The sequence below is a fragment of the Streptomyces thermocarboxydus genome, from assembly GCF_024760485.1.
GTDB classification, from domain to species: Bacteria; Actinomycetota; Actinomycetes; order Streptomycetales; family Streptomycetaceae; genus Streptomyces; species Streptomyces cellulosae.
Genome location: NZ_CP058273.1, coordinates 3,951,762 through 3,975,811, shown reverse-complemented (window position 1 = coordinate 3,975,811; position 24,050 = coordinate 3,951,762). Strand labels below are relative to the sequence as shown.

Annotated in this window: 22 protein-coding genes and 1 pseudogene; 11 read left to right on the top strand and 12 right to left on the bottom strand. The window is 71.8% G+C overall.

Annotated features, from left to right (window positions below):
• The first annotated feature begins 285 nt into the window (after positions 1 to 285).
• Both radA and disA read left to right on the top strand, forming a co-directional pair.
• A complete protein-coding gene (radA, locus tag AY578_RS18345; RefSeq protein WP_019526656.1) occupies positions 286 to 1,698 on the top strand; it encodes a DNA repair protein RadA in 1,413 nt (470 codons plus the stop codon).
• A 69-nt stretch (positions 1,699 to 1,767) separates the two neighbouring features.
• Positions 1,768 to 2,892 carry a DNA integrity scanning diadenylate cyclase DisA gene (gene disA, locus AY578_RS18340; RefSeq protein WP_026244092.1) on the top strand — a complete coding sequence of 375 codons (1,125 nt, stop codon included), beginning with the start codon at positions 1,768 to 1,770 and terminating at the stop codon, positions 2,890 to 2,892.
• 202 nt (positions 2,893 to 3,094) lie between these two features.
• On the opposite strand, the gene AY578_RS18335 is transcribed toward disA, so the two are convergent.
• The gene (locus tag AY578_RS18335) at positions 3,095 to 3,991 is read right to left on the bottom strand and encodes a hypothetical protein (RefSeq protein WP_258903022.1); all 897 of its coding nucleotides are present in this window, start codon (positions 3,989 to 3,991) and stop codon (positions 3,095 to 3,097) included.
• A 174-nt stretch (positions 3,992 to 4,165) separates the two neighbouring features.
• Between AY578_RS18335 and AY578_RS18330 the strand changes: the two genes are divergently transcribed.
• Positions 4,166 to 4,813, top strand: coding sequence for a phosphatase PAP2 family protein (locus tag AY578_RS18330; protein ID WP_215049192.1), 648 nt, complete (start codon positions 4,166 to 4,168; stop codon positions 4,811 to 4,813).
• 7 nt (positions 4,814 to 4,820) lie between these two features.
• Here AY578_RS18330 and AY578_RS18325 read toward each other — a convergent pair.
• Positions 4,821 to 5,490 (bottom strand): annotated as a pseudogene (locus AY578_RS18325) (response regulator transcription factor).
• A gap of 1,119 nt (positions 5,491 to 6,609) precedes the next feature.
• Between AY578_RS18325 and AY578_RS18320 the strand changes: the two are divergent.
• The 5 genes from AY578_RS18320 to cseC all read left to right on the top strand — a co-directional run bounded on the left by AY578_RS18320 (position 6,610) and on the right by cseC (position 11,232).
• Positions 6,610 to 7,545 (top strand): iron-sulfur binding domain-containing protein, encoded by a 936-nt coding sequence (locus AY578_RS18320; RefSeq protein ID WP_019526650.1) that lies wholly within the window; start codon positions 6,610 to 6,612, stop codon positions 7,543 to 7,545.
• A 283-nt stretch (positions 7,546 to 7,828) separates the two neighbouring features.
• Positions 7,829 to 8,368 (top strand): SigE family RNA polymerase sigma factor, encoded by a 540-nt coding sequence (locus tag AY578_RS18315; RefSeq protein WP_019526649.1) that lies wholly within the window; start codon positions 7,829 to 7,831, stop codon positions 8,366 to 8,368.
• The gene (locus tag AY578_RS18310) at positions 8,356 to 9,006 is read left to right on the top strand and encodes a hypothetical protein (protein WP_019526648.1); all 651 of its coding nucleotides are present in this window, start codon (positions 8,356 to 8,358) and stop codon (positions 9,004 to 9,006) included. Before AY578_RS18315 ends, AY578_RS18310 begins: the two co-directional genes overlap by 13 nt.
• A 175-nt stretch (positions 9,007 to 9,181) precedes the next feature.
• The gene (gene cseB, locus AY578_RS18305; protein WP_136238720.1) at positions 9,182 to 9,880 is read left to right on the top strand and encodes a two-component system response regulator CseB; all 699 of its coding nucleotides are present in this window, start codon (positions 9,182 to 9,184) and stop codon (positions 9,878 to 9,880) included.
• 8 nt (positions 9,881 to 9,888) lie between these two features.
• Positions 9,889 to 11,232 carry a two-component system sensor histidine kinase CseC gene (gene cseC / locus AY578_RS18300; protein WP_019526646.1) on the top strand — a complete coding sequence of 448 codons (1,344 nt, stop codon included), beginning with the start codon at positions 9,889 to 9,891 and terminating at the stop codon, positions 11,230 to 11,232.
• 137 nt (positions 11,233 to 11,369) lie between these two features.
• Here cseC and AY578_RS18295 read toward each other — a convergent pair whose 3' ends face one another.
• Complete coding sequence (locus tag AY578_RS18295) at positions 11,370 to 12,938, bottom strand: MDR family MFS transporter (protein ID WP_026244090.1); 1,569 nt, start codon at positions 12,936 to 12,938, stop codon at positions 11,370 to 11,372.
• A 138-nt stretch (positions 12,939 to 13,076) separates the two neighbouring features.
• Between AY578_RS18295 and AY578_RS18290 the strand changes: the two genes are divergently transcribed.
• Positions 13,077 to 13,673: a TetR/AcrR family transcriptional regulator gene (locus AY578_RS18290; RefSeq protein WP_258903018.1), complete on the top strand. Its 597-nt coding sequence runs from the start codon at positions 13,077 to 13,079 to the stop codon at positions 13,671 to 13,673.
• Between the two features lie 219 nt (positions 13,674 to 13,892).
• Here AY578_RS18290 and AY578_RS18285 read toward each other — a convergent pair whose 3' ends face one another.
• Positions 13,893 to 14,630 (bottom strand): M23 family metallopeptidase, encoded by a 738-nt coding sequence (locus AY578_RS18285; RefSeq protein WP_136238724.1) that lies wholly within the window; start codon positions 14,628 to 14,630, stop codon positions 13,893 to 13,895.
• 441 nt (positions 14,631 to 15,071) lie between these two features.
• Between AY578_RS18285 and AY578_RS18280 the strand changes: the two genes are divergently transcribed.
• Positions 15,072 to 15,725 (top strand): HAD family acid phosphatase, encoded by a 654-nt coding sequence (locus AY578_RS18280; RefSeq protein WP_136238725.1) that lies wholly within the window; start codon positions 15,072 to 15,074, stop codon positions 15,723 to 15,725.
• 75 nt (positions 15,726 to 15,800) lie between these two features.
• On the opposite strand, the gene AY578_RS18275 is transcribed toward AY578_RS18280, so the two are convergent.
• Positions 15,801 to 18,326 (bottom strand): ATP-dependent Clp protease ATP-binding subunit, encoded by a 2,526-nt coding sequence (locus AY578_RS18275; RefSeq protein ID WP_019526704.1) that lies wholly within the window; start codon positions 18,324 to 18,326, stop codon positions 15,801 to 15,803.
• Between the two features lie 431 nt (positions 18,327 to 18,757).
• Here AY578_RS18275 and AY578_RS18270 point away from each other — a divergent pair, with 431 nt between their 5' ends.
• Complete coding sequence (locus AY578_RS18270) at positions 18,758 to 19,480, top strand: SCO3374 family protein (RefSeq protein WP_258903016.1); 723 nt, start codon at positions 18,758 to 18,760, stop codon at positions 19,478 to 19,480.
• Here the strand turns inward: AY578_RS18270 and AY578_RS18265 are convergent.
• From AY578_RS18265 to nadC, 7 genes are all read right to left on the bottom strand, one after another.
• Positions 19,459 to 19,794, bottom strand: a complete 336-nt coding sequence (locus AY578_RS18265) for a histone-like nucleoid-structuring protein Lsr2 (protein ID WP_019526706.1) — start codon at positions 19,792 to 19,794, stop codon at positions 19,459 to 19,461. The two genes, AY578_RS18270 and AY578_RS18265, sit on opposite strands and share 22 nt — an antisense overlap.
• Positions 19,795 to 20,006: 212 nt before the next feature.
• Entirely contained in the window at positions 20,007 to 20,540 is a 534-nt protein-coding gene (locus tag AY578_RS18260) for an amino-acid N-acetyltransferase (protein WP_026244105.1), read from the bottom strand.
• A 9-nt stretch (positions 20,541 to 20,549) separates the two neighbouring features.
• Entirely contained in the window at positions 20,550 to 20,978 is a 429-nt protein-coding gene (locus AY578_RS18255; RefSeq protein WP_020700202.1) for a BlaI/MecI/CopY family transcriptional regulator, read from the bottom strand.
• A 161-nt stretch (positions 20,979 to 21,139) separates the two neighbouring features.
• Complete coding sequence (locus tag AY578_RS18250) at positions 21,140 to 21,313, bottom strand: hypothetical protein (RefSeq protein ID WP_019526709.1); 174 nt, start codon at positions 21,311 to 21,313, stop codon at positions 21,140 to 21,142.
• A gap of 26 nt (positions 21,314 to 21,339) precedes the next feature.
• Positions 21,340 to 21,966, bottom strand: a complete 627-nt coding sequence (locus tag AY578_RS18245; RefSeq protein ID WP_161108975.1) for a hypothetical protein — start codon at positions 21,964 to 21,966, stop codon at positions 21,340 to 21,342.
• Positions 21,967 to 22,264: 298 nt separating this feature from the next.
• Complete coding sequence (locus AY578_RS18240; RefSeq protein WP_019526711.1) at positions 22,265 to 23,062, bottom strand: type III pantothenate kinase; 798 nt, start codon at positions 23,060 to 23,062, stop codon at positions 22,265 to 22,267.
• 8 nt (positions 23,063 to 23,070) lie between these two features.
• The gene (nadC, locus tag AY578_RS18235; RefSeq protein WP_136238726.1) at positions 23,071 to 24,048 is read right to left on the bottom strand and encodes a carboxylating nicotinate-nucleotide diphosphorylase; all 978 of its coding nucleotides are present in this window, start codon (positions 24,046 to 24,048) and stop codon (positions 23,071 to 23,073) included.
• Positions 24,049 to 24,050 lie beyond the last annotated feature (2 nt).

The window sequence follows — 24,050 nt, the reverse complement described above, 5'->3', positions numbered from 1 at the left end:
AGGCCCTCGGGCGCTGCGGATGCGTGACGGTTCGCCTGGCGTCCGCCGGGCGTGGCCCTGCCGAGCCCGGCGGGCGCCACCCGGCGCCACGGCCGGGCGATGCGCCCGCCGCGCCGCGGCCCGCACGAGGACGGACAGCCCTCGCCGTCAGGGTGTCAGGACGGCCTGCCGGGCCGGGGGCCGGCCATCGCGGCGCGGCGCCGCACCCGGCGGGTCGGAGGTCACGCCGGCCCGCTCCGGGGCGGGACGGGGCCCGGTGTCAGAGGGGGCCGTTACCTTGTGGGCATGGCTGCCCGTACCAAGACCTCCAAGGACCGTCCGTCCTACCGCTGCACCGAGTGCGGATGGCAGACGGCCAAGTGGCTCGGGCGGTGCCCCGAGTGCCAGGCCTGGGGGACGGTCGAGGAGTACGGTGCGGCGCCCGCCGTGCGGACGACGGCGCCGGGGCGGGTCACCACGTCCGCGCTGCCGATCGGGCAGGTCGACGGGAAGCAGGCCACCGCCCGGTCCACGGGCGTGCCCGAGCTGGACCGGGTGCTCGGCGGCGGTCTTGTGCCCGGCGCCGTGGTGCTGGTCGCGGGCGAGCCGGGTGTGGGCAAGTCCACGCTGCTGCTGGACGTCGCCGCCAAGTCCGCGAGCGACGAGCACCGCACCCTGTACGTCACGGGCGAGGAGTCGGCGAGTCAGGTCCGGCTGCGCGCCGACCGTATCCACGCCATCGACGACCACCTCTACCTCGCCGCCGAGACGGATCTGTCCGCCGTCCTCGGCCACTTGGACGCGGTGAAGCCGTCGCTGCTGATCCTGGACTCGGTGCAGACGGTCGCGTCCCCCGAGATCGACGGCGCGCCGGGCGGCATGGCCCAGGTGCGCGAGGTGGCGGGCGCGCTGATCCGCGCCTCCAAGGAGCGCGGGATGTCCACGCTCCTCGTGGGACACGTCACCAAGGACGGCGCCATCGCGGGCCCCCGCCTGCTGGAGCACCTGGTGGACGTGGTGCTGCACTTCGAGGGCGACCGCCACGCGCGCCTGCGTCTGGTCCGCGGCGTCAAGAACCGCTACGGCACGACGGACGAGGTCGGCTGCTTCGAACTGCACGACGAGGGCATCACGGGCCTTGCGGACCCGAGCGGACTTTTCCTGACCCGTCGTGACGAACCGGTCCCGGGCACCTGTCTGACCGTCACCCTGGAGGGCCGCCGCCCCCTGGTCGCCGAGGTGCAGGCGCTCACCGTGGACTCGCAGATCCCCTCCCCCCGTCGCACCACGTCCGGCCTGGAGACCTCCCGCGTCTCGATGATGCTGGCCGTGCTGGAACAGCGCGGCAGGATCAGCGCCTTGGGCAAAAGGGACATCTACTCCGCGACGGTCGGCGGCGTGAAGCTCTCCGAGCCGGCCGCGGACCTGGCCGTCGCGCTCGCCCTGGCCTCCGCCGCGAGCGACACCCCGCTGCCGAAGAACCTCGTCGCGATCGGCGAAGTCGGCCTCGCGGGCGAGGTGAGACGCGTCACGGGCGTGCAGCGCAGGCTGGCCGAGGCACACCGCCTGGGCTTCACGCACGCCCTGGTACCGGGCGATCCGGGCAGGGTTCCGGCGGGCATGAAGGTACTGGAAGTGGCGGACATAGGGGACGCGCTGCGGGTCCTTCCCCGCTCCCGTCGGCGAGAGGCCCCACGGGAGCCGGAGGACCGCCGGTAGACTTTGCCCAGGTCTCGCCCGTCCGTACGAAGCGCGGGGGCGCCCAGAACCTGCGACCGGAGGAGTGCAGTGGCAGCCAACGACCGGGCAGCAGCTCCCGGAAAGTCCGGTGGGAGTGCCGGTTCCGATGGCCTGATGCGCGCCTCGCTGAGCGCCGTGGCACCCGGTACCGCCCTGCGTGACGGCCTGGAGCGCGTGCTCCGCGGCAACACGGGCGGGCTCATCGTGCTCGGCTCGGACAAGACCGTCGAGGCGCTGTGCAGCGGCGGCTTCGTGCTGGACGTGGAGTTCACCGCGACCCGACTGCGGGAGCTGTGCAAGCTGGACGGCGGCATCGTGCTCTCCTCGGACCTGTCGAAGATCCTGCGGGCCGGCGTGCAGCTGGTCCCGGACCCGACGATCCCCACCGAGGAGACCGGCACCCGGCACCGCACCGCCGACCGCGTCTCCAAGCAGGTCGGCTTCCCTGTGGTCTCCGTCTCCCAGTCGATGCGCCTGATCGCCCTCTACGTCGACGGTCAGCGCCGCGTCCTGGAGGATTCGGCGGCGATCCTGTCCCGCGCCAACCAGGCCCTCGCCACCCTGGAGCGGTACAAGCTCCGCCTCGACGAGGTCGCGGGCACGCTGTCCGCGCTGGAGATCGAGGACCTGGTGACGGTCCGGGACGTCTCCGCGGTCGCGCAGCGCCTGGAGATGGTGCGCCGCATCGCCACCGAAATCGCCGAATACGTGGTCGAACTGGGCACCGACGGCCGTCTTCTCGCCCTCCAGCTGGACGAGTTGATCGCGGGCGTGGAGCCGGAGCGCGAACTGGTCGTACGGGACTACGTCCCCGAGCCGACCGCGAAGCGCTCCCGCACGGTCGACGAGGCGCTGCACGAGCTGAACGTCCTGACGCACGCGGAGCTTTTGGAGCTGCCGACGGTGGCGCGGGCGCTCGGGTACACGGGCTCGCCGGAGACCCTGGACTCGGCGGTGTCGCCGCGCGGCTTCCGCCTCCTGGCGAAGGTCCCGCGCCTCCCCGGCGCGATCATCGACCGCCTGGTGGAGCACTTCGGCGGCCTGCAGAAGCTGCTCGCCGCGAGCGTGGACGACCTCCAGACGGTGGACGGCGTGGGCGAGGCCCGAGCCCGAAGCGTCCGAGAGGGCCTCTCCCGCCTGGCGGAAAGCAGCATCCTGGAACGCTACGTATAGCGAAGCGCCCCGTCAGGGGCGCGGGGAACTGCGCGACCGGCCCCCACCGGCCCGCAGGTGAAGCCCCAACAGGGGCGCGGGGAACTGCGCGAAGACCCCCACCGCCCCGCAGGCGAAGACGAACCTCAGCCAAAGAGCGGCGCGGGGAACTGCGCGACCAGCCCCCACCGCCCCGCAGGTGAACGCGGCCTCATACGCTCCGCTAGTCCGCCTTCAGCACGAACGACGTCCGCACCTTCTCAAACCCAGGCGCCTTCGCCTCGACCAAGTACGTCCCCGGCTTCGCCGCCCCCGCCTTGGGCGTCGCACACGACGCCGCACTGGGCTTGCGATCCCACTTCACGGCGTACGTGATGCTGTCCCCGGCCGGCACCCGGAACGCCAAACTCCGCGCCCCCTTGGGACAGTCGTCCGACGCCCAGAACGTGTCGTCGTCCGTAGCCTGAGACACCGTCAAAACCGTTCGCTCAGGCCCGAGATCGATCTTGCAGTCGCTCCCGGACGTGTTCCGCGCCGTCAGCAGAAACGTAGGCGTCTCCCCAGGCCCGTACGTGTTCCGCTCGCTCCGCAGACTGAAACGGACCGCACTCGCCGAGCAGTTGGGAAGCCCGGACCCGGATCCGGTCGGCAACGCGTCCCCCGCGCCGACCCCCGCGGACGTACCGCCCTCGGAGCCGCCACCGGCGCTACCGCCCGCACCGCCACCCGAACCGTCCGCGCCCCCGGCACCCGCGGAGTCCGCGGGATCCTCGTCACCGCCCGCGCCATCAGAACCGGAACCGGACGAACCCCCGGAGTCACCGGAGCCGTCACCGGAGCCGTCCCCGGCCCCCTCCGACCCGCCGTCCCCCGTCTCGTCACGCCCACCGGGCGCCTGGCTGATCGCGGGACCCGAACCGGACGGTCCCGGCGTGATGGTGGAGGGCGCGGGATTCTTGCCGTTGGCCCCGTTGTTCGAGCCCTTGCCGTCCCCGCCGGTGGAGACCACGACCCAGGTGATCAACAACGCCAACAGGGCGAGCACGGACAGCAGTACGGCCCTCCGACGCCAGTAGATGGAGGAGGGAAGCGGCCCGACCGGATTGCGCAGAGATCCCACGGCGCAAACTGTACGAGAGATCCGAGCGTTCGCTTGTCCCACCCGCCGCTCCGCACGCAACTTTTCCGGATCATCATCCCGGTAACCGGCCGCACACCCCTGTCTTGCATCAGGTACGACACCCGACGATCGCTGGGTGTGACCGTTCCGGCCGCTCCCTTACGGTCGGTGACCATGGACTTTGTGGACAGCGGGCTGTACCGCGACATCACCGACCACGCGCACGACGCCCCGGCGTGGCTGCGTCACACGGCGGAGATCGGGACGGAGGCCGGACTCCTCGTGTTCGTCGGGCTGTTCGCCCTCGGCTGGTGGTGCGCACGCCGCTCCGACACCCGCGTGTTCGCGATCGCGGTCCTTGCACCCCTGGCCACGGCTGTGGCGTACCTCTGCAGCGAGGTCCTCAAGTCCTGGGTGACGGAGGAGCGTCCGTGCCGCGCGGTGACCGGCGCCGCCCCCTCACTGGCGGAGTGCCCGCCGCACGGCGACTGGTCCTTCCCGAGCAACCACGCCACCATCGCGGGCGCCTCCGCCGCGGCACTCGTCCTGGTGCGCCGGGCCCTGATCTGGGTGACCGCCCCGCTCGCCCTACTCGTCGCGTTCTCACGGGTGTTCGTGGGTGTGCACTACCCGCACGACGTCGCCGCGGGCCTGCTGCTGGGCGCCGCCGTCGCACTGACCGCCGTCGTCCTGGCCACCGGGCTCGCGACACGGCTCGCGGACGCCGTGCGCGGCTCGACGGCGCCCGTGGCGCGGTGGATCACCGGCCCGGGCCCGCGGCCCATCGCCCTCCCCCACGCCTCCCACCGCCGCCGGTCCTGACCACACGTCACCTGTCCACCAACTCCGCCTCGTCCTCGACGATCGCCGCCTGTACGCGATTGCGTACGCCGAGCCGGTCCAGGACCGCACTTATGTACGCCTTCACCGTGCCCTCGCCGAGATACAGCCGGGCGGCGATCTCCGGGTTGGACAGCCCGGCCCCGACCAGGCCGAGCAACCTCGCGCTCGCGCGGGCCGAGTGCCTCCACGCGAGCCCGCACCTCCGCCTCCCGGACGAGCCGCCCGCCGCCATCGGTCCCGCCGAGCCCTTCGATCACGCACCGGGCGACCCCGGGCGACAGGAAGGCCCCGCCGCCCGCCACCGCCCGTACGCGCGCGAGGAGTTCGTACCGGTCGCCGGACTTCAGCAGGGAGCGGCTGGCGCCGCCGGCCGGCGCCCGTGCCACGTAGGCGCGTTCGGAGAACGTGGTGAGGACGGCGACGGGCGTGCCGGGGACGGTGCGGACGATCTCCTCGGCGGCCACGAGCCCGTCCAGGCGGGGCATGCGGACGTCGGGCGGGGCCACGTCGGGGCGGTGCACGCGGGCCGGCTCGACTGCCTCGCGTCCGTCGCCCCCCCCTCGGCGACGACCTCAACCTCGCCGCCGCTGTCCAGAAGGGCGCGCACCCCGGGCCCGCACCGTCGCCTCGTCGTCAACCGGCAGGACCCGGACCATCGCGTGGACTCCTCGTGGGCGGCGTCCGGCCGGCCGCCCGTGCGCGGGACGACGTCCTTGGCGGCCAGACGGCCCTCGTGGTCGAAGCAGAGGCGGTAGTGGTCGGCGGAGACGAACAGTTCGCCGCTCGCGCGGTGGTAGCGGCAGTCGGCGCCCTCGGGCGGGCCGGGGCGCGGTCCGTCGGCGGGGCCTGGATCCGCCGGTCGGGCAGGTCGAGCGGTGAGCGGCGTGCCGGGGCGGAGGGTGGCGTAGGCGGCGGGTTCGAGGACCGCGTGCGTCTCGGTGTACGCGTACCAGCCGGCCGCCGCCGCGACCAGGGCGACGCCCGCGCCCGCGGCCACCCCCAGCGCGGTCGCCGCCCGGCGGCGGGCACGGGTGGAAGGCGCGGAGGGCGCATGGGACGGCGCTGAGGGCCCGTCCAGCCGCGCGGGGAGGTGGGGGTGCGCAACCGGTAGCCGACCCGTGAGGGGACGGCGGTGGGCGAGGGCGGTGGGGCCGGCGAGCACACCCACCCCGGCCGCCTGCTGCCACAGGGGGCGCGGCTCGCTCAACCCGAGCGCCCCGGCGCACACGCCTGGAAGGACGAGCCCCGCCCAGAGCAGGCAGCGCCCGGCGACCGCGAGGGTACGGGCACGGTTTCATGCGCCCGAGGCCACAAGCGGCCGCAGGGCGCCCGCCCCTGCCGACCGTCAGGACCGGCGTCGCCCTCGGGAGGGGCCTGCGTGCACGCCCGCCGCCACGCGGCGGCACGCAGCGTCACCCCCCGGGGAGGGCCCTGCGTGCACGCCCGCCGCCACGCGGCGGCACGCACCCCGCCACTGCCGATCACCAGGTCGCACATCCCTTCCGGGAGTGCCTGGCGTGCGACCCCGCCGCCTTCCGCCCCGGCGCGGCCGCACGCACCCCGCCCCAGCCGACCGTCAGGTCCCCTCCTCCCCGCCTCCCCCCGGGCCGGGACGGCCCGGCACGTCCCCGCCTCCCCCCGGGCCGGGACGGCCCGGCACGCGACCCGGGCTCCCCCGTGCGGCCGCACCCACCCACCCCCGCTCGGGGAAGGAACGCCCCTTCCCCGTGGCGCTCGGCCGTCCGCGCGGCCCGGCGTGGCAGGATCGACGGGTCATGACTGCTCCCACGAAGCCCCCGTACGGCACCGCCGCCGATTCCGTGTCCGAGCGCGCTCCCGGTGAGCCGCTGCACTCCCCTGTCATCGACTGGTTCGACGAGCACGCCCGGGACCTTCCGTGGCGGCGCCCGGAGGCCGGCGCGTGGGGGGTGATGGTCAGTGAGTTCATGCTGCAGCAGACCCCCGTCAACCGCGTGCTGCCCGTCTACGAGCAGTGGATGGCCCGGTGGCCGCGCCCCGCCGACCTCGCCGCCGAGGCGCCCGGCGAGGCCGTCCGCGCCTGGGGCCGGCTCGGCTACCCCCGCCGCGCCCTGCGGCTGCACGGAGCCGCCGTGGCCATAACGGAACGGCACGGCGGCGACGTACCGTCCGACCACGCCCAGCTGCTCGCGCTGCCCGGCATCGGCGAGTACACCGCTGCGGCCGTGGCGTCGTTCGCCTACGGGCAGCGGCACGCGGTGCTGGACACCAACGTCCGCCGGGTGTTCGCCCGCGCGGTCAGCGGTACGCAGTACCCGCCGAACGCCACCACCGCCGCCGAACGCCGGCTCGCCCGCGCGCTGCTGCCCGAGGACGCGGCCACCGCCGCCCGGTGGGCCGCCGCCTCCATGGAGCTGGGCGCGCTGGTGTGCACGGCGAAGAACGAGGCGTGCCACCGCTGCCCGATCGCCGCGCAGTGCGCCTGGCGGCTGGCGGGCAAGCCCGCGCACGAGGGTCCGCCGCGCCGCGGGCAGACGTACGCGGGCACCGACCGCCAGGTCCGCGGCCGGCTCCTCGCCGTGCTGCGGGAGGCGCACGGGCCGGTGCCGCAGGCGGCGCTGGACCGGGTGTGGCACGAGCCGGTGCAGCGCGCCCGCGCGCTGGACGGGCTGGTGTCGGACGGCCTGGTGGAGCCGATGCCGGGCGGCCTGTACCGGCTGCCGCTGACCTGAAACCGGCCTCCTCACCCGTCACACGGTTCACCCCCGTCACACCGCGCATGACGGGCGTACCGCCGTATATCCGTACCGAACGCCTCGCCGCTTCGTCCCGTTCGTCCCTCCGTTACACAACCGACGGACACCCGAGGGCGGACCGCAGGGTGCTCCGCACAGTGCCGTGACAACGCCTCCGTAGTTTCGATCGCGTGCTCGACCGGAGCACGACAGACGGAACACGAGCGGTACGGCCGGCCCGCGGGGGCGGGCCGGAACGGGGACCGGAAGGCGGTACACCATGGCGAAGGGCGAGGTGCTCGAGTTCGAGGAGTACGTCCGCACCCGGCAGGACGCGCTGCTGCGCAGCGCCCGGCGCCTGGTCCCGGACCCGATCGAGGCGCAGGACCTGCTGCAGACCGCTCTGGTGCGCACCTACGGCCGCTGGGAGACCATCGAGGACAAGCGGCTGGCCGACGCCTATCTGCGCCGCGTCATGATCAACACCCGGACGGAGTGGTGGCGGGCGCGGAAGCTGGAGGAGGTGCCCACCGAGCAGCTCCCCGAGTCGCCCGTGGCGGACGCCACCGAGCAGTACGCGGACCGCGCCCTGCTGATGGACGTGCTGAAGGTCCTCGCCCCGAAGCAGCGCAGTGTCGTGGTGCTGCGACACTGGGAGCAGATGTCCACGGACGAGACGGCCGCCGCACTCGGCATGTCGGCCGGAACGGTCAAGAGCACGCTGCACCGGGCGCTGGCCCGGCTCCGCGAGGAGCTGGAGTCCCGCGAGTCGGACGCACGCGCGCTGGAGCGTGAGGAGCGGGAGCGTTGCGCGGCCTGACCGGCCCGGGGCCCTGGCGGGCCCGGTCCACCGCCCGGACGGCGAGTACGGCGACGGCCGTGCTCGCCGCCGCCGTGCTGCTGGCGAGCGGATGCGGCGCGAGCGGCACCGGCGCCCGGGACGAGGGCCCGGCGCGTGTGGAGGGCAGCGTCGGCCCGGCCGCCCCCGCGACCGCGTCCTCGCCGACGCCCGACCGGGTGGACGCGGTCCAGCTGATCTTGAAGGACCCGGCCGTGTCGGACGAGGTGAAGCGGGAGCTCAAGCCCTGCGTCGCCGACGAGTACCCGGTCGACGTCAGCTACGGCAACCTGACCGGCGAGGCCCGCGACGACATTGTCGTCAACGTGCTGACCTGCGGTGACGCCGTCGGCATCGGCGCGTACGTGTACCGGCACCAGGGCGACGGCTACGTCAACGTGTTCAGCGCGGAGGAGCCGCCGGTCTACGCCGAGATCGACCGCGGGGACCTGGTGGTGACCAAGCAGGTCTACGACCGCGGCGACCCGGTGTCGAGCCCGTCCGGCGAGGTCGTGATCACGTACCGGTGGATCTCGGGCCGGTTCGAGGAGAAGTACCGCACGCACAACGAGTACGGGCCGGTGGCCGGTGCGGTGCCGACACCGGCGCCGGAGGGCTGAGACACGGCTCACAGCGGGAACCGCCGGCGGGCCTTCGCACGATGAAGGGGTGAACCCGTCGGGCGGCGGGTGCGTCCCGTGGGGTGGGCAGCTTGGACGCCGCAGGAAGAGGACCGGGCGGGTGCGGGGGCACGCCCGGCCGGGACCACACGAGTACTGAACTGAGAGCAGCGGGATGGCAGACCAGACCCACGTCCTGTTCGTCGAGGACGACGACGTCATCCGTGAGGCCACCCAGCTCACGCTGGAGCGGGACGGCTTCGCGGTCACCGCGATGCCCGACGGGCTGTCGGGTCTGGAGGCGTTCCGCGCCGACCGGCCGGACATCGCGCTCCTCGACGTCATGGTGCCCGGCCTCGACGGCGTCAGTTTGTGCCGGCGAATACGGGACGAGTCGACGGTGCCGGTGATCATGCTGTCGGCGCGGGCCGACGCCATCGACGTGGTGCTCGGCCTGGAGGCGGGCGCCGACGACTACGTGACCAAGCCGTTCGACGGCGCGGTCCTGGTCGCCCGGATCCGCGCGGTGCTGCGCCGCTTCGAGCGGGCGGCCGGCGCGGGCGGCGGGCTGGACGACGCGGACGCCGGGCCCGTGCTGGCCTTCGGCGAGCTGGAGATCGACACCGAGGGCATGGAGGTGCGCAAGGCCGGCCGGCCGGTCGCGCTCACCCCGACCGAGATGCGGCTGCTGCTCGAGTTCTCCGCGGCGCCGGGCACCGTCCTCACCCGCGACAAGCTGCTGGAGCGGGTCTGGGAGTACGGCTGGGGCGGGGACACCCGGGTGGTCGACGTCCATGTGCAGCGGCTGCGCGCGAAGATCGGCCAGGACCGGATCGAGACGGTCCGCGGCTTCGGCTACAAGCTGAAGGCCTGAGCGGGCGGATGCGGGGACACTTCCGGCGCCTGGCGACGGCGTTCGTACGGCAGGCCAACATCGGCGCGGGCCTGAGATGGAAGCTCAGCGCGGCCATCGCGCTGGTCGGCGTGCTGGTCGCGGTCGCGCTCAGCCTGGTCGTGCACAACGCGGCCCGGGTGTCGATGCTGGACAACGCGCGCGACCTGGCCGACGAGCGCATCATGATCGCCCAGCGGAACTACGAGCTGTCGGGGCGGCTGAACTTCCCCAACACCAAGATCGACGACCCGCAGCTGCCCGCGGAGCTGCGCGCCAAGGTCGAGCAGGGCCGCCGCGCCACGTACGTCGCCGACCGGGGCGGCGCGCCGGACATCTGGGCGGCGGTGCCGCTGAAGAACGGGCACGTGATGTCGCTGCACTCCGGCTTCACCGACCGCAGCTCGGACATCCTCAAGGATCTCGACCAGGCCCTGTGGATCGGCTCCCTCGCGACCGTGTTCGGCGGGTGCGCGCTCGGCGTGCTCATCGGCGGACATCTGTCGCGGCGGCTGCGCAAGGCGGCCACGGCCGCCAACCGGGTCGCGGGGGGCGAGACGGACGTACGGGTGCGGGAGGCCATCGGCGGGGTGGTGCGGGACGAGACGGACGACCTGGCCAGCGCGGTGGACGCCATGGCGGACGCGCTGCGGCAGCGGCTGGAGGCCGAACGGCGGGTGACCGCCGACATCGCCCACGAGCTGCGCACCCCGGTGACCGGGCTGCTCACCGCGGCGGAACTGCTGCCCCCGGGCCGCCCCACGGAGCTGGTGCAGGACCGGGCGCGCGCGATGCGCACCCTCGTCGAGGACGTCCTGGAGGTCGCCCGGCTCGACAGCGCCTCCGAACGGGCCGAGCTGCAGGACATCCTGCTCGGCGAGTTCGTCGCCCGCCGGGTCGCGGCGAAGGACCCGGACGTGGTCGTGCGCGTGACGCACGAGTCGGAGGTCACCACCGACCCGCGGCGGCTCGAGCGGGTGCTGTTCAACCTGCTCGCCAACGCGGCGCGGCACGGGGCTCCGCCGATCGAGGTCACCGTGGAGGGCCGGGTCGTCCGGGTCCGCGACCACGGGCCCGGCTTCCCGGAGGACCTGCTCGCCGAGGGGCCGAGCCGCTTCCGCACCGGCAGCGCGGACCGGGCGGGCCGGGGCCACGGCCTGGGCCTCACCATCGCGGCCGGCCAGGCCCGCGTCCTGGGCGCCCGCCTGACCTTCCGCAACGTCCGCCCGCCAGGCGCCCCGTCCGACGCACCGCCCGAGGGCGCGGCAGCCGTCCTGTGGCTCCCGGAACACGCTCCGACCAACACGGGGAGCTATCCGGTGCTGGGACAGTGAGAGGGGGCTGCCGGGGCACCCCGGCAGCCGCTTCGGTGGGCGCGCGGGCGCCCCGGAGCTCGCGGTGCCTCAGACCGACGCGGGCACCGGCGCAATCCCCCTGCGGGGCTCGGGGCGCCCCGGAGGCTCCCCGGGTCTCAGACCGGCTCAGGCGTCGCCACGGGAGTGTCCTCCCGTTGCGGCCCCGCTCCCTTCAGCGGGACCTCCCTGACGAAGACCGCCGCCGCCAGGGACAGCACCGCCACGGCCGCGCCCAGCAGGAACGCCCCGTGCGTGCCCGAGGAGACCGCGTGCTGGTACGCCTCGCGGGCCGCCTCCGGCAGCTTCGCCAGGCTCGCCGCGTCGAGCTGCGCGGACTGTTCGGTCACCTTGGAGCCCAGCGCGCCCGCCCGCTCCGCCATGACGTCCTGGACGCGGTGGTTGAACAGCGCGCCCATGACCGCGACGCCGAAGGACGAGCCGAGGGTGCGGAACAGAGTGGTCGTTGAGGACGCCACGCCCATGTCCTTCAGCTCCACGCTGTTCTGCGCGACCAGCATGGTGATCTGCATGAGACAGCCCATGCCGAGGCCGACGACGGCCATGAAGACGCCGGAGGTGAGCCGCGAGGTCCCGGTGTCCATCGTGGACAGCAGGTACAGGCCCACGATCAGCAGGGCGCTGCCCACCACCGGGAACACCTTGTAGCGCCCGGTGCTGGTGGTCACCCGGCCCGCGACCATCGAGGTGACCAGCATCGCGCCGAGCATCGGCAGGAGCAGCAGACCGGAGTTGGTGGCCGAGGCGCCCTGCACGGACTGCTGGTACAGCGGCAGGAAGAGCGTCGCGCCGAACATCACGAAGCCCACGATGAAGCCGATGAGGGACATCAGCGTGAAGTTGCGGCTGCGGAAGATGTGCAGCGGCACCACGGGCTCGGCGGCCCGGGTCTGCCAGAACACGAAGCCCACCAGGGACGCGACGCCGAGGGCGATCAGCTCCATGATCCGCGTGGAGGTCCAGGCGTACTCGGTGCCGCCCCAGGTGGTGACCAGGACGATCGCGGTGATGCCGACGGTCAGCAGCGCCACCCCGAGGTAGTCGATGCCGGCCTGCGACCGCTTCCTCGGCAGGTGCAGCACCACGCCGATCGCGGCGAGGGCGATCACGCCGAGCGGCAGGTTGATGTAGAAGGCCCAGCGCCAGCCCCAGTTGTCGGTGATGGTGCCGCCGACGAGCGGCCCGCCGATCATCGCGAGGGCCATCACGGCGGCCATCATGCCCTGGTACTTCCCGCGCTCCCGGGGCGGGATCAGGTCGCCGATGATCGCCATGACGCCGACCATCAGGCCGCCCGCGCCGAGGCCCTGCACCGCGCGGAACGCGATGAGCTGCCCCATGTCCTGCGCCATGCCGCTGAGCGCGGAGCCGATCAGGAAGATCACGATGGAGGTGATGAACGAGCCCTTGCGCCCGTACATGTCGCCGATCTTGCCCCACACCGGGGTGGAGGCCGCGGTGGCCAGCGTGTACGCCGTGACCACCCAGGAGAGGTGCTCCAGGCCGCCCAGCTCGCCCACGATCGTCGGCATCGCGGTGCCGATGATCATGTTGTCGAGCATCGCGAGCATCATCGCGATCATGAGGGCGAGCAGCACCACCCGCACGCTCCGCGGCTGTTTCCCGCCGTCCGTCGGTGCGGCCCCTGCCGCCACTGTGTCACTCATGGATCCCACTCCCCCGGCCACCTTCGGTGACCCGTCTTTACTTACTTGCCGCCCGGCTAGTTGACTACGACGGGCAAGCTAGTCGCGCAACTAGCCGGGCGTCAAGTAAGTTTTCGTCAAGAGGGTCCGAGGGGAAAGATGGGCGGCACCATGGACGGCACCAAGCAGCGGCGCCGCGGGAACACCCGCCAGCGCATCCAGGAAGTGGCGCTCGAACTCTTCGCCGAGCAGGGCTACGAGAAGACCTCGCTGCGCGAGATCGCCGAGCGGCTGGACGTCACCAAGGCGGCGCTCTACTACCACTTCAAGACCAAGGAAGAGATCCTCGTCTCGATCTTCGAGGACCTCTCCCGGCCCATCGAGGACCTGATCGAGTGGGGGCGCCGGCAGCCGCACTCACTGGAGACCAAGCAGGAGATCATCCGCCGTTACAGCGCGGCCCTGATGGAGGCCTCCCCGCTCTTCCGGTTCATGCAGGAGAACCAGGCGGCCATCCGCGAGCTGCGCATCGGCGACATGTTCAAGACGAAGATGCTCGGCCTGCGGGACATCCTCATCGACCCCGACGCCGACCTTGTCGACCAGGTGCGCTGCATCAGCGCCCTGTTCACGCTGCACGCCGGGATGCACATCCTCCAGGAAGTCGAAAGCGACCCCGGGAAGCGGCGTGAAGCCGTTCTCGAGGTCGCCGTCGATCTGATCACCCAGGCCCACCAGCACACGGCGGGCGACTAGTAGGGTCTTTCGTTTGGATCACCCCGGCGTCGCGGGCCCTGGCACGCACATCTGCGGCGTTGTCGTCACTCGCCGAACGCTCCGCGTCGACTCCCTCCTCCGCCTTGCAGCTGCACGCACCAGACCCCGCTCGGGTGGGCCGAGAACGCACCGCGCCTCACAGCCGACCTGATCCAAACGAAAGACCCTAGGCAGTCGCTTCTGCCCGCTCCCCGCGGGTCAGACCGTCACGCCGTGGGCGCGCAGGAAGCTCACCGGGTTGACGGCCGAGCCGTAGTTCGGGGTCGTGCGGATCTCGAAGTGCAGGTGCGGACCGCTGGAGTTGCCGGTGTTGCCGGACAGGGCGATCTTCTGGCCGGTCTTCACGACCTGGCCGACCTTCACGTTCACGGACGACAGGTGGGCGTACTGCGAGTACGTCTTGTTGCCGTGCTTGATCACGATGGCGTTGCCGTACGCGGGACCGTCGCCCGCGCCGTTGCCGCCGGCCTTGACGACCGTGCCGCCGTGGGCGGCCATCACCGGGGTGCCGGTCGGGACCGCGTAGTCCTGGCCGGAGTGCTTGTGCGCCCACATGCCGCCGTTCTGCGCGAAGCTCGCCGACAGCTTGTAGGACTTCACCGGGTCGATCCAGGAGGCGGCCTTCTTCTTGGCCGCGGCCTTCGCCGCCTTCTTGGCCTGCGCGGCCTTGGCGGCGGCGGCCTTCTTCGCCTCAGCGGCCTTCTGGGCCTTCTCGGCCTGCGCCTGGACGGCCTTCGCCTGCTTCTCGGCGGCCTTGGACTGGGCGGCCGCCTGCGCCTGCACGGCGCCGGCCGTGGTGGACGCGGCCGTGTTGTCGACGGCGGCCGCGACCCCGACTCCCAGGACGACCGAGGTGCCCAGGCCGGCGGCCAGGACGGCCGCACGGGTACGGGTGGCGGACGTACGGGGGAAACGGGACGTGACGCGCTCGAACATCGAAACCTCATGGGGGGAGGGGACAGAGGAGAGCCACCGGCTCACGGGACCCGTGGCGTGGTGGCCATTCAGTGGTAACCCTTTCGCCCGAAATGGCGCAAAGGTGTGACCTACGACGGAAATTCGTAGATACCGACTGAGATGTACGACCTCTGAGACCTGGCTCACAGAGGCCGAAAGCCCCATTTCAAGCCGATCGAGCGCGCTATCTCCCGGAATGTCCGATGTAGTTTCGGTGCCCCCCTACTATTCCGGGTCGTACGTGACGTAGCTCCTGTGCGGCACGTCACCGGGGGAGTGAAAAAGCAGGCGGAGAAATGTGGCGCAGGCCTCTGGCCGCCTACCGCCCGGTAACCCTACGGTTCACCTCACGTCACCCTCGCCCACGAGCATGCACACGACATGTTGGCAGCGTCACGGACGTGAGAGGACCCCCACGACATGAGAAGCCGACGCCCCTGGTTGCGCCGCGTATCGGTGACCGCCGTCTCCGCGACCGCCCTTATGGCCCTCGCCGCCCCCGCGGAGGCCGCACCCGCCTCCGCGGCCCCCACGACGGCCACCGCCGCGCTCCCGGCCACCGCCCCCGCCCTCGCGGCGGACGTCGACTACGACACCTGGCAGCGCGACTGCCGGGCCGTCATGGACCAGGCCCTGCCCTATGTGAAGCAGCGCATCGCCGCCGCCCGTCCGGGCGAGAAGCAGGCGATCGTCCTCGACATCGACAACACCGCCCTGGAGACCGACTTCGGGTTCAGCTTCCCGCAGCCCGCCAACGAGCCGGTCCTGGAGGTCGCCCGCTACGCCGAGGAGCGGGGCGTCGACCTGTTCTTCGTCACGGCCCGCCCCGGCATCATTTACGCGCCCACGGAGTGGAACCTCGACCGGGCCGGCTACGAGTCCTCAGGACTGTACGTCCGGGGCTTCATCGACCTCTTCCGGAACGTCGCCGAGTACAAGACCGCGCAGCGGATCGACATCGAGCGCAAGGGCTACACGATCATCGCCAACATCGGCAACAGCGCCACCGACCTCTCCGGCGGCCACGCCGAGCGCACCTTCAAGCTCCCGGACTACGACGGCCAGCTCTCCTGACCACCCCAGGACATACGAAAGGGGCCGGCACCCTCGCGGGTGCCGGCCCCTTTCACAGGCCGTGAGGCTGGGCGCTTACGCGTCCTTGCTCAGGTTCGGACCGGCGCCGCCGGCCGCCTGCTCGATCGGCGGGACGTCGGGCAGGGCCGACTTCTCCTCGCCGCGGAAGGTGAAGGTCTGGTTCTCGCCCTCGCCCTCCGTGTCCACGACCACGATGTGACCGGGACGCAGCTCGCCGAAGAGGATCTTCTCCGACAGCGAGTCCTCGATCTCCCGCTGGATGGTCCGGCGCAGCGGCCGGGCGCCCAGGACGGGGTCGTAGCCCTTCTTGGACAGCAGCTCCTTGGCGGACTGGGAGAGCTCGATGCCCATGTCCCGGTCCTTCAGGCGCTCGTCCACCTTGTCGATCATCAGGTCGACGATCCGCAGGATGTCGCCCTGGGTCAGCTGCGGGAAGACCACCACGTCGTCGACGCGGTTGAGGAACTCGGGCCGGAAGTGCTGCTTGAGCTCGTCCGAGACCTTGTTCTTCATGCGCTCGTAGTTGGTCTTCGTGTCGCCCGCGGCGGCGAAGCCCAGGTTGAAGCCCTTGGAGATGTCCCGGGTGCCGAGGTTGGTCGTCATGATGATGACCGTGTTCTTGAAGTCCACGACCCGGCCCTGGGAGTCGGTCAGACGACCGTCCTCCAGGATCTGCAGCAGCGAGTTGAAGATGTCCGGGTGGGCCTTCTCGACCTCGTCGAAGAGGACGACCGAGAACGGCTTGCGGCGCACCTTCTCCGTCAGCTGGCCGCCCTCCTCGTAGCCCACGTAGCCGGGGGGCGAACCGAAGAGACGCGACACCGTGTGCTTCTCGCTGAACTCCGACATGTCGAGGGAGATCAGCGCGTCCTCGTCACCGAAGAGGAACTCGGCGAGCGCCTTGGACAGCTCGGTCTTACCGACACCGGACGGACCGGCGAAGATGAACGAGCCACCCGGACGCTTCGGGTCCTTCAGACCGGCGCGCGTACGGCGGATCGCCTTGGACAGCGCCTTGACGGCGTCGTCCTGGCCGATGACCCGCTTGTGCAGCTCCTCCTCCATGCGGAGCAGGCGGCTGGACTCCTCCTCGGTCAGCTTGAAGACCGGGATGCCGGTGGCGGTCGCGAGGACCTCGGCGATCAGCTCGCCGTCGACCTCGGCGACGACGTCCATGTCGCCGGCCTTCCACTCCTTCTCCCGCTTCGCCTTGGCGGCGAGGAGCTGCTTCTCCTTGTCGCGCAGCGAGGCGGCCTTCTCGAAGTCCTGCGAGTCGATCGCGGACTCCTTGTCGCGGCGGACGCCGGCGATCTTCTCGTCGAACTCGCGCAGGTCCGGCGGCGCGGTCATCCGGCGGATGCGCATCCGGGAACCGGCCTCGTCGATCAGGTCGATCGCCTTGTCCGGCAGGAAGCGGTCCGAGATGTACCGGTCGGCCAGGGTGGCGGCCTGGACCAGCGCCTCGTCCGTGATGGAGACGCGGTGGTGCGCCTCGTAGCGGTCGCGCAGGCCCTTGAGGATCTCGATCGTGTGCGGCAGGGACGGCTCGGCGACCTGGATGGGCTGGAAGCGGCGCTCGAGGGCCGCGTCCTTCTCCAGGTGCTTGCGGTACTCGTCCAGCGTGGTCGCACCGATGGTCTGGAGCTCGCCGCGGGCCAGCATCGGCTTGAGGATGCTCGCCGCGTCGATCGCGCCCTCGGCGGCGCCCGCACCGACCAGCGTGTGCAGCTCGTCGATGAACAGGATGATGTCGCCGCGGGTGCGGATCTCCTTGAGCACCTTCTTCAGGCGCTCCTCGAAGTCACCGCGGTAGCGGGAGCCGGCCACCAGGGCGCCGAGGTCCAGGGTGTAGAGGTGCTTGTCCTTGAGGGTCTCGGGCACCTCGCCCTTGACGATCGCCTGGGCGAGGCCCTCGACGACGGCGGTCTTGCCGACGCCGGGCTCACCGATCAGCACCGGGTTGTTCTTGGTACGGCGGGACAGCACCTGCATGACCCGCTCGATCTCCTTCTCGCGCCCGATGACCGGGTCGAGCTTGGACTCACGAGCGGCCTGGGTGAGGTTCCGGCCGAACTGGTCGAGGACCAGGGACGTGGAAGGCGTGCCCTCCGCAGGACCGCCGGCGGTGGCGGTCTCCTTGCCCTGGTAACCGGAGAGCAGCTGGATCACCTGCTGCCGCACGCGGTTCAGATCAGCGCCCAGCTTGACCAGGACCTGGGCGGCGACGCCCTCGCCCTCACGGATCAGGCCGAGCAGGATGTGCTCCGTGCCGATGTAGTTGTGGCCCAGCTGAAGGGCCTCGCGGAGCGACAGCTCCAGGACCTTCTTGGCACGGGGGGTGAAGGGGATGTGACCCGACGGGGCCTGCTGGCCCTGCCCGATGATCTCCTCCACCTGCTGGCGGACCGCCTCGAGCGAAATCCCGAGGCTCTCAAGGGCCTTGGCGGCGACACCCTCACCCTCGTGGATCAGGCCCAGGAGGATGTGCTCGGTGCCGATGTAGTTGTGGTTGAGCATCCGGGCTTCTTCCTGAGCCAGGACGACAACCCGCCGCGCGCGGTCGGTGAACCTCTCGAACATCGTTAATCGCTCCTCAGAGCGGTCAGGCAGTGAAGGGAACTTCCCCTCCCTGTCCTTCCGCAGCTTAGTCCCGCAAGCGGGGACCGCTCATTCCAACTGCCGACACCGTCGATGGCCTCCTGACCCCGCTCACGCCGACATCTGCTCCAACCCGATGGTGCGAGACGATGTTCCCGCAGGCCAGGCAGTTACCCCCTTCGCAAGTACGCCCGTGGCGAACGGCAGCCGTCCCGCCCTGCGTGTCGCCCCCTTCCACTAGGGATGTCTTACCCGCTGCGACGGACCGTCCATGCCGAGTGCACGGGTTCCCTCCGCTACGGGCGAACAACCTTGCGCCCCGCTTCACCCCCGAGCGCCCCCTTGTTCGACACCGTGCGCATTCGTACAGACACCCAGCGTAACCCGAGGGTACGTCGTGCGTTGCCCCGGGCATGGCCGGTATCCGCTCCGCCGCCCTCCCGTCGCCCCGCCGGCCGGTCCCGCCGGCCCGCGAGGGGAGCGAGGGGCGTCAGACCGACCGGACGCGCCTCTGGTACGAGAACGTCCTGGGATGGCCCACGGTGCCCGGTGTTCCGCCGCGGCTGCTGGTGGGCGTGCGCTTCGACGTCCTGGACGTGCCCGCGGAGGCGGGCCGCGCGGCGCTGGAGCGGCTGGGCGGGGCCGCGGAGGGCTTCCCGGTCGCCGTCCAGGGGGACAGGATGCGGCTGCTGGTCGCCGCGGGAGGCGCCGACGAGCTGCCGGGCCTGCTGGACTGGCTGGAGTGGGGCGGTCTCGGCCTCGACCTGAGGGCGCTCGGCGAGGGCCGCCTCATGGACGCCCCCGCCCCGTGGACCGCCGGGACGCGGACCGCCGGGCCAGGGCCGGACGTACCGCGTGAACACCCGGCCGCGGGGAGTGCCGGCCACGGGCGCCGGGACTGTCCGCAGGGGGCCGCCGTGTGGCTGCGGCCCCCCGAGCCGGGTCGCGAGGCGGAGGCCTCGCTGCCGACGCTGTCGGCGATGGGCACGAGGAGTGCGCGAGGGGTCGGTGACGGCCCCCCGGACCTCGTACGTCTGGTCAACACCGTGGCGACGCAGATCCACCGCGTACGCCTGCGGCGCTCCGGTGCGGGCGCCGCCGTGCACGGCGTGGGTCAGCCGTTGGCCTTCTCGTAGGCCTCGCGGATGGACGCGGGGACGCGGCCGCGGTCGTTCACCTCGTAACCGTTCTCCTTGGCCCAGGCGCGGATGGCCGCGGTGTCCTGGCTGCCGCCCGAGGAGGAACGCGCCTTTCCGCGCCCGCCCGAAGCGCGGCCCCCGGTACGACGACCGCCCTTCACGTAAGGCTCGAGAAGGCTGCGGAGCTTCTCCGCGTTGGCGGTGGTGAGATCGATCTCGTAGGTCTTGCCGTCCAACGCGAACGTCACGGTCTCGTCCGCCTCGCCGCCGTCGAGGTCGTCGACAAGAAGGACCTGAACCTTCTGTGCCACCGGATTTCCTTTCATCGATAACTTGAGGGCCGGGGTGAGCCGGCGTCCGCCGTATCGCCGCCCCTTGTTATATGCAGTACTGCAGTACCTCGGAAAGCAAACCGCTTTTGCCGTAAAAACACAAACCCCCGGCAGAGGACAGGGGCCGGCGCACACCCCGGAAACATGCGCGTTTCGGACATAGGGCACCCGCATAGGCGTCCTGACACAGATCACAGATGCAGAAGCATCCGGCTGTTGCCCAAGGTGTTCGGTTTCACGCGTTCGAGACCCAGGAACTCCGCGACACCCTCGTCATAGGAGCGCAGCAACTCCGCGTACACATCGCGGTCGACGGGCGTCTCACCGATCTCCACGAAGCCGTGCTTGCCGAAGAAGTCCACTTCGAAGGTCAGACAGAAAACACGCCGAACACCGAGCCAGCGGGCCGTCTGCAGCAACTTCTCCAGCAGGCGGTGGCCCACGCCGGCGCCCTTCAGGCCCGGCTTCACGGCGAGAGTGCGGACTTCGGCGAGGTCTTCCCACATCACGTGCAGGGCGCCGCAGCCGACGACCTCCGCGTTGTCGTCCCGTTCCGCGACCCAGAACTCCTGGATGTCCTCGTAAAGCGTCACCGTGGCTTTGTCGAGCAGGATGCCCTCACGGACGTAGACGTCGAGGAGGCGGCGTACGGCCGGCACATCGCTGGTGCGGGCCCGCCGCACGGTGAGGGCATTCGCGGTGACTTCGGGGCTGTCTGCTGACATGGACGGACGCTATCGCCCGCCGGGCTCGTCGCGAGAGGCGGGGTTCTCGTCGGGGTTCTGGTCGGGCTTCTCACCGGGAGTGCCGGGGTTGTCGGCGTCGGGTTCGGGGCTTTGCGGGAGCTGGACGATCCGCATGGCGTCCTGGAGAGCCTGCCGCTGTTCCTCGCTCATCATGCCGAAGAAGGCGACGAGAGCCGCGGCGGCGTTGTCGCTCCGCGACCACGCCTCGTTCATGAGGGCGGCGGCGTAGGCGGCGCGAGTGGAGACGGCCTCATATCGATAGGCGCGCCCTTCCGACTCGCGACGCACCCAGCCCTTCTGATGGAGATTGTCCAAAACGGTCATCACCGTGGTGTACGCGATGGACCGTTCCTTCTGGAGATCTTCCAGGACTTCCCGAACGGTCACCGGGCGGTTCCACTTCCACACCCGCGTCATGACCGCGTCTTCGAGTTCTCCCAATGGGCGAGGCACAACTCAGAACAATAGTGGGAGATCCCGGCAATGGCGTGCCGGACGGGCGCGATACCCGGCGAACCATGACAAAAGGGGCGTACGACGGTGCGTCGTACGCCCCTGAGGGGCCGGGGTGGTCCCGGTCAGGCGTCGGTCTTGCCGGCGGGCGAGCCGTCCGCCCGGGCGAGGGCCGCGTCGACGGCGGCGTCCTCCTTGGTCTTGTTGGCGCCGCCCTGCGTCTTCACGATGACGCGGATCACGCCGATGAAGAAGACGGCCATGACGACCGGGGGCAGGAGCGCGGAGACGTAGTCCATGCGTCCAGGGTAGCCAGGGGGACGGGTCAGCCGGCGGCCAGGTGCTGGTCCGGCGGCGGCGTGGCGGGTTTGCGCCGGGGGAAGACCTCGCCGGGCGTGGGCACGGGGCGGCGGCTCGGGCGGGGGGCGCCCGGGGCGGGCGCGGGGCTCGGGTTCGGCGCCGGGTGGGGCGTCGAGGGCCGCTCCTCGGGCTTCTTCTCCGGCTCCCTGCGCTCCTGGCTCTGGGCCTGCCCCTGCTCCTGACCCTGGCCCTCGGAGGCCAGGCCCCCGGGCAGGGCGGTCAGACGGACGCGCTCGCAGTGCCGCAGCAGGGCGGCGGCGGTGGGGTTGCCGCGCAGGGCGCGCAGGGCGGCCAGATCGTCCGGCTGGGGCCGGTATCCGGCGCCCAGCGCCTCCTCCAGGAGCGCGAGATAGCCGGCGGCGGTTCCGGGGAGGGCGGCGCGGTAGCGGCCGAGGTCGGCCACCAGAAAGGCGCGCAGCCGGGCGCTCTCGCGCGTCGCCTCGTCGAGGGAGGCGGCGAGGCGCAGGCAGTCCTGGACGTCGTCGGCCGTGGCCGGGCTGGGGTGCAGGGCGAGGGCGAGGGCACGGCGGAGCACGCGCAGCTCCTCCGCACCGAACGCCAGGCCGCCGCGGGATCCGTAGGGCGTGGGCATGCTGGCGACGATACGCGCTAATCAGACAAATCCGCCCAAAGATCACCAGCGTGGCGCGCTCACCACCCGGGTGGGCGGGGCCCTTCCGGCGGACGGGGTGGAAACACCCTCGAGGGGCGCGGGGAACTGCGCGACCAGCCACGGACCACCCGCACCCGGCGTTGAAGAGGTGCCGCTGAGCCCGCCCGTGCCGCCCTGCGGCGGGGCCGCCGGCAGCGGAGGCGCCCCTTGAGGGGCGCGGGGAACTGCGCGACCAGCCACCCACGACCCGCAGCTGCGTGAGCTGCAGCGGCACCCGCTACATCCGCGACACGTTTCGTTCGTACACCAGGCGGAGCCCGATGAGCGTCAGCCACGGCTCGTGTTCGTCGATGACCGTCGCCTCCCCCAGCACCATCGGCGCGAGCCCCCCCGTGGCGATGACCGTGACGTCGTCCGGGTCGTCGGCCAGTTCCCGCGCCATGCGGTTGACCACGCCGTCGACCTGCCCGGCGAACCCGTAGACGATGCCCGACTGCATCGCCGCGACCGTGTTCTTGCCGATCACCGTCCGCGGGCGGGCCACCTCGATCTTGCGGAGCTGGGCCGCCTTGACGCCGAGCGCCTCCACCGAGATCTCGATGCCGGGCGCGATGACCCCGCCGACGTACTCCCCGCGCGCGGAGACCGCGTCGAACGTGGTCGCCGTGCCGAAGTCGACGACGATCGCCGGACCGCCGTAGAGCTCGTTGGCGGCGACCGCGTTGATGATGCGGTCGGCGCCGACCTCCTTGGGGTTGTCGAACTGGATCGGCACGCCCGTCTTCACGCCCGGCTCCACGAGGACCGCGGGCACGTCGCCGTAGTAGCGGCGGGTGACCTCGCGCAGTTCGTGCAGCACGGACGGGACGGTCGCGCAGATGGCGATGCCGTCGATGCCGTCGCCCAGCTCCTCGCCCAGCAGCGGGTGCATGCCCATCAGGCCCTGGAGGAGCACGGCCAGCTCGTCCGCCGTGCGCCGCGCGTCCGTGGAGATGCGCCAGTGCTCGACGATCTCCTCGCCGTCGAACAGGCCGAGAACGGTGTGCGTGTTGCCCACGTCGATGGTCAGCAGCATGGCCGGTCCTACTCTGCGGCGCGCAGGTCGAGGCCGATGTCGAGGATCGGCGAGGAGTGGGTGAGGGCGCCCACGGCGAGATAGTCGACGCCCGTGTCGGCGTACGCCTTCGCGTTGGCGAGGGTGAGACGGCCGGAGGCCTCCAGCGCCGCGCGGCCGTCGACGAGGGCCACGGCCTCCTCGCACTCGCCGGGCGTGAAGTTGTCCAGCAGGATCAGATCGGCGCCCGCGTCCAGCACATCGCGGAGCTGGTGCAGGGTGTCGACCTCGACCTCGATGGGCACGTCCGGGAAGCGCTCGCGGACGGCCTTGAAGGCCTGCGCGACGCCGCCGGCGGCCACCACGTGGTTGTCCTTGACGAGGGCCGCGTCCGACAGGGACATGCGGTGGTTGACGCCGCCGCCGCAGCGCACCGCGAACTTCTCCAGGCTGCGCAGCCCCGGCGTGGTCTTGCGGGTGTCGCGCACCTTCGCCTTGGTGCCCTCCAGCGCGTCCGCCCACGCGCGCGTGGCGGTCGCGATGCCGGAGAGCCGGCACAGCAGGTTCAGGGCGCTGCGCTCGGCGGTGAGGATGTCGCGGGTGCGGGTGGTGACGGACAGGAGCACCTGGCCGGCCTCCACGCGGTCGCCGTCCTCCACGTGCCGCTCGACCTCGAACTCCTCGGTGCAGACGATCGACATGACCGCCTCGGCGACCCGGAGACCGGCCACCGTGCCCGCCTCGCGGGCGGTGAAGTCGGCGGTGGCGACGGCGTCCTCGGGGATGGTCGCGACCGTGGTCACGTCCTCGCCGTGCGCCAGGTCCTCCTGGAGGGCCACGTTGGCGATGTCCTCGACCTCGACGGGGTCGAGCCCCGCGTCGGCCAGGAGCTCGGCGAGCGCGGGGTCGAGCCCGCACTCCAGGTAGGCATCCTCCTCGCCGGCGCCGCAGGCACAGCCGTCGCCACAGCCGCCGGAGGAGACGAGGGGAAGGTCGGGGGTGGTCACTG